Origin of the sequence: uncultured Clostridium sp., from assembly GCF_934754915.1 — a bacterium.
Lineage (GTDB): Bacteria > Bacillota > Clostridia > Clostridiales > Clostridiaceae > Clostridium.
On the sequence record NZ_CAKVKB010000186.1, the window covers coordinates 1 to 5,306 of the forward strand.

Annotated in this window: 4 protein-coding genes; 3 read left to right on the forward strand and 1 reads right to left on the reverse strand. The window is 27.1% G+C overall.

Going from position 1 to position 5,306, the window contains the following annotated elements; translation table 11 throughout:
- Positions 1 to 157: 157 nt before the first annotated feature.
- From Q0F58_RS16950 to rho, 3 genes are all read left to right on the forward strand, one after another.
- Entirely contained in the window at positions 158 to 451 is a 294-nt protein-coding gene (locus Q0F58_RS16950) for a hypothetical protein (protein ID WP_294379049.1), read from the forward strand.
- Positions 452 to 626: 175 nt separating this feature from the next.
- Positions 627 to 2,234 (forward strand): CTP synthase, encoded by a 1,608-nt coding sequence (locus Q0F58_RS16955; RefSeq protein WP_294379050.1) that lies wholly within the window; start codon positions 627 to 629, stop codon positions 2,232 to 2,234.
- A 286-nt stretch (positions 2,235 to 2,520) separates the two neighbouring features.
- The gene (rho, locus tag Q0F58_RS16960; protein WP_294379051.1) at positions 2,521 to 4,014 is read left to right on the forward strand and encodes a transcription termination factor Rho; all 1,494 of its coding nucleotides are present in this window, start codon (positions 2,521 to 2,523) and stop codon (positions 4,012 to 4,014) included.
- 37 nt (positions 4,015 to 4,051) lie between these two features.
- On the opposite strand, the gene Q0F58_RS16965 is transcribed toward rho, so the two are convergent.
- Positions 4,052 to 5,164 (reverse strand): MGDG synthase family glycosyltransferase, encoded by a 1,113-nt coding sequence (locus tag Q0F58_RS16965; RefSeq protein ID WP_294379052.1) that lies wholly within the window; start codon positions 5,162 to 5,164, stop codon positions 4,052 to 4,054.
- Between the last annotated feature and the right edge of the window lie 142 nt (positions 5,165 to 5,306).

Consider the following 5,306-nt stretch of genomic DNA (forward strand, 5'->3'; position numbering starts at 1 on the left):
CCCGTTAAAATGAATTTATTTTCATTTTAACAGGAAGCTTTATATGTTTTGTAGTCGTGGATTTTTTGACGCTTACATTAATTTTATAAATATAATTTGATAAAAATTGAATAAATATATATTTCGGTAAAATTGTGTTTAATAGAGAGGGTGTTTTATGAATAGCGAAAGTCAAATGAGAATATTAGAAATAATATATAATTATTATGGTGTAGAAGGAAAAGAATTTAATAATCTATTAAAAAATAGAGAAAAAAGATTTTTAATATTATTATTGCTAAAAAATAATTCTTTTTTTAATAATGAGGATTTGATAAATGTATTGGGAATAAGCAGCACAAATCAAGTAAAATATATGTTTAGAAAAGCTGAAGAGAAATTTTTAATTAATAGTTTTTTTAGAAAAGAATATATGAAATTAGAAGAAAAAATAAAAAAACAAATAAACTAGTAAAAAAATACTAGATATTAATAAAGATATGTGATATTATATATCCTATGTTATTAAAACAACACAAATAAACCAATAATGAGTTCATTTATTGGGTGACTTTTAGTATATCACTATATAATAAATAAGTCAATAAGAAAATTTAAATAAATTTGATTTGGCGTAGGAGGATAAAATGAATAATACAAAGTACATTTTCGTTACAGGTGGAGTTGTATCTGGTTTAGGAAAAGGAATAACTGCCGCATCTCTTGGAAGATTATTAAAAAATAGAGGTTTAAAAATATCGATTCAAAAATTTGATCCATATTTAAATGTAGATCCAGGAACAATGAGCCCATACCAACATGGTGAAGTATTTGTAACAGATGATGGAGCGGAAACAGATTTAGACTTAGGACATTATGAAAGATTTATAGATGAAAGCTTAAGTAAAAACTCAAATGTTACAACAGGTAGAATATATAGCTCGGTTATAGAAAAAGAAAGAAGAGGAGAATATCTTGGAGGAACTGTACAAGTAATCCCTCATATAACTAATGAAATAAAAGACAAAGTTTATCAAGTAGCCAAAGAAAGAGATTTAGACATTGTTATTACTGAAATTGGAGGAACTGTTGGTGATATAGAATCACAACCATTTTTAGAAGCAATAAGACAAATTAAGAGTGAAGTTGGAGCAGAAAATGTATGTTATATTCATGTTACATTAGTACCTTATCTTAGAAAAGGTGGTGAATTAAAAACTAAACCTACTCAACATTCAGTAAAGGAATTGAGAACAATAGGTATTCAGCCAGATATAATAGTATGTAGAACAGAACAGGAATTATCTGAAGATATTAAAGCTAAAATAGGGTTATTCTGTAATATAGATGGAAAATCAGTTATACAAAATCTTGATGCAGACCATCTTTATGAAGTGCCATTAATGCTTCATGATGAGGGATTAGATAATTTAGTGTGTGAAAAACTACATTTAGGATGTAAAGATATAGACAATTCTGAATGGGTTGATATGGTTAAGAGAATAAAGAATCTTAAAGAAAAAGTTGAAATAGCTTTAGTTGGTAAATATGTTGAATTACATGACGCATATATATCAGTAGTTGAGGCATTAAGTCATGGAGGATATGCAAATAATTCACAAGTTGAAATAAGATGGGTTAATGCAGAAGATGTTGAAACAGGAGATGTAAATGAACTATTAAAAGGTGTTGATGGTGTACTAGTACCTGGTGGATTTGGTGATAGAGGAATTGAAGGTAAAATATCAGCAATACAATGGGCAAGAGAAAACAAAGTTCCATTACTAGGAATATGTTTAGGTATGCAATGTGCAGTTATAGAATATGCAAGAAATGTTTTAGGATTTGAAGGGGCTAATAGTTCAGAAATAAATCCAGATACAAAATATCCAGTAATTGATATAATGAACGACCAAAAGTACATAGAAAATCTTGGTGGAACAATGAGATTAGGACAATATCCATGTAAATTGGATCCTGAAAGTACTTCATTTGAGGTTTATGGAAAAGAAAATATAAATGAAAGACATAGACATAGATATGAGTTTAACAATGAATATAGACAACAAATAGCTGAAGCAGGAATGAGAATTGCAGGAACAAGTCCAGATGAAAGATTGGTTGAAATTGTTGAAGTTAAGGATCATCCATGGTATGTTGCAGTACAATTCCATCCAGAATTAAAATCAAGACCTAATAAACCACATCCATTATTCACAGGATTTATTGGTGCAGCATTAAAATACAAAAAATAATTTTAAAAATACATAAAAAGTAATTTGTATTATAAAACAAATTAATATATAATATAGTAAACTGGTGAAATTGAAATTTCACCAGTTTAAATTACTATGAAAAGTTAATCTTAATTTATTTGAATTTAATTTTGAAAGTTAAAATCTGATATTAGAAATATTGAAATTTCTTAGTCTTTTTATATAATTATCACATCAAAGAATCTTTATAAAATTTCCGGTTATAAAAAATATATCAATGAATAATTTATAGATGCTTTGAATCTATAAATCTGGAGGTGCAAGTTTGACTAAACAGGATTATGAAAATATGACTTTAAGCAAATTAAAAGAAATTGCTAAAGAGTTGGAAATAAAAAATATATCTAAGTATAAAAAGAATCAATTGATAGAAGAAATATTATCTGTTTCTCCTAATATGGTACAAAAAGATGGAGTTATTCTTAGAGAAAACATTGCTCCTAAAAATCAAAACAATCGTCAAAATAATTCAAATAACTCAAAGGCTCTTCGTGATGAAAAAGCTCTTCATGATGAAGAAAAAAATTCACAAAAAAGCTATAATGATAATTTAACATCAAATAATGTACGAAGTGAAGAGTTTCATGAAAAAAAGGTTGAGAAAAAAGAAGTATTAAAGGAAATGATAAATGAATCTAATACTGCTAAAGGAATATTAGAGATACTAGAAAATAATAATTTTGGATTTTTAAGATGTAAAAATTATTTAACAAGTAGTGAAGATATATATGTATCACCATCTCAAATAAGAAGGTTTAATTTAAGGACTGGGGACGAAGTTGAAGGTAAAATAAGAGAAGCTAAAGAGGGGGAAAAATTCAAGGCACTGTTATTTGTTCAAAAAGTTAATGGTGAATCGCCTGAAAAAGCTGTAGGAAGAAAGTCATTTGAAACTTTAACACCAATATATCCAATTGAAAGATTAAGACTTGAAACACAAAATAGCAATGATTTATCATCTAGACTGATGGATATAATATGTCCATTAGGAAAAGGACAAAGAGGAGTAATAGTTGCACCACCTAAAGCTGGAAAAACAACATTGTTGAAAAAAGTTGCTCAAAATGTTGTGAAAAATTATCCTGATATAAAACTTATAGTTCTACTTATAGATGAAAGACCAGAAGAAGTTACAGATATGATAAGATCTATAAAAGGTGATGTTGTATATTCAACTTTTGATGAAGAACCTCAAAATCATGCAAAAGTTGCTCAAATGGTTCTAGAAAGAGCTAAGAGAATGGTGGAGCAAGGGAAAGATGTAGTAATACTTATGGATAGTATAACAAGATTGGCAAGGGCATATAATTTAACAATAACACCAACAGGAAGAACTTTATCAGGAGGGCTTGATCCAGGAGCCTTGATAATGCCTAAAAAGTTCTTTGGAGCAGCAAGGAATATTGAAGAAGGTGGAAGTCTTACTATTCTTGCAACAGCATTGATAGAAACCGGTTCAAGGATGGATGATATGATTTTTGAAGAATTTAAGGGAACAGGGAATATGGAGGTTCATCTTGATAGAAGGCTTCAAGAGAGAAGGATTTTCCCAGCTATAGATGTATATAAATCAGGAACTAGAAAAGAAGATTTATTGTTATCTAAAGACGAACTTGATGTTGCATTTTCAATAAGAAAGATTATGTATAAAGATGGAAATGCAGATGATGTTACTGAAAATCTTATAAATATGCTTTCGAAAACTAAGAATAATAAAGAATTTATTGAAATATTTCAAAAAAATAATTTGAAAAAATAAATACAAAATAAGGTGACACATTAATAAAATGGTCACCTTATTTTGTATTGTTTTTTATTAGATTTTCAGCTATAGCAACAATTTTTTCTAATGAATAAGTTGAAGCTAATGCTTTTAATTTCTCTTTTTTCATTAACATATATTTAGGATTATCTATAAGATAATTTACTGTATCGTTAAGTTTATTCATATCATCAATTAAAATTGAATATCCTTCACCAGTTAAAAAATCAATATTTTCTTTTTCCTGTCCGGGGATTGCAAATGGGATTATTAATGGGATATTTTTAACTATAGATTCTGTTACAGTTAATCCTCCGGGTTTTGATATTATTACATCACAATAATCCATTAAGTAAGAAATATCCTTTGTAAAACCTAGAATATGAAGTTTTTTATTTGGAAATATATTCTCGTTGCAATATTTTACAAGAGAATTTTTTAATTTTAAATTTTTACCGCATACAACAGTAATTCGAAGTCTATTTGGGTTTTTTAGTAATTCTTTTAAAACTAATGAAATTTGATTTAATCCTAAACTTCCACTCATAAGCAATAGATTGAAGTATTTTTTATCTTTTAATTGAGAAGCATTTGTTATTTCAGTATAAAATTTTCTGTTTATTGGTATTCCTACAGGATATATTTTGTTTGAATTTATATTCCTGTCAATAAGCGATTGTTTTGTATATTCACTTCCTGTTATATATGCATCAACATATTTGCTTATATATGTATAGTGGGCTTTGAAATCAGTTACAACTAATATATATGGAATTTTCAATCCTCTTTTTTTTAATTGAGAAACTATTCTTGTACTTAAAGCGTGTGTGGCGATTATTATATCGGGATTTAATTCTTTTATAAGTCTTGAAACTTTTTTTCTTGAAAAATAAAATGGAATGTTTAAAAGTGTATTTATAATATCATGATCAGTCAATTTATAAAATTCACCATATAGCTTTGGAAATTTAGATGCCATAATTTCATAACCCTTCACAATGATGTCGTTGAGGATTTTACTATTATTCTGTAAGAAATCATGTCTGATTACTTTATAATCTTTGTCTTTGAAGGATTCTGATATAGACGCAGCAGCTTGATTATGCCCTTGTCCAGTTGATATTGTTAAGATTAAAACTTTTTTCACGAATTTCACTCATTTCCAATATATTCTAATTAGTCGATTAATATAATTATAATATATTTGTAAAACATAATGTGTTAAAATTATATTACAATTAGAATTTTATTATTGAATATTACTATTAGTTCTAAAAATATATTAAATA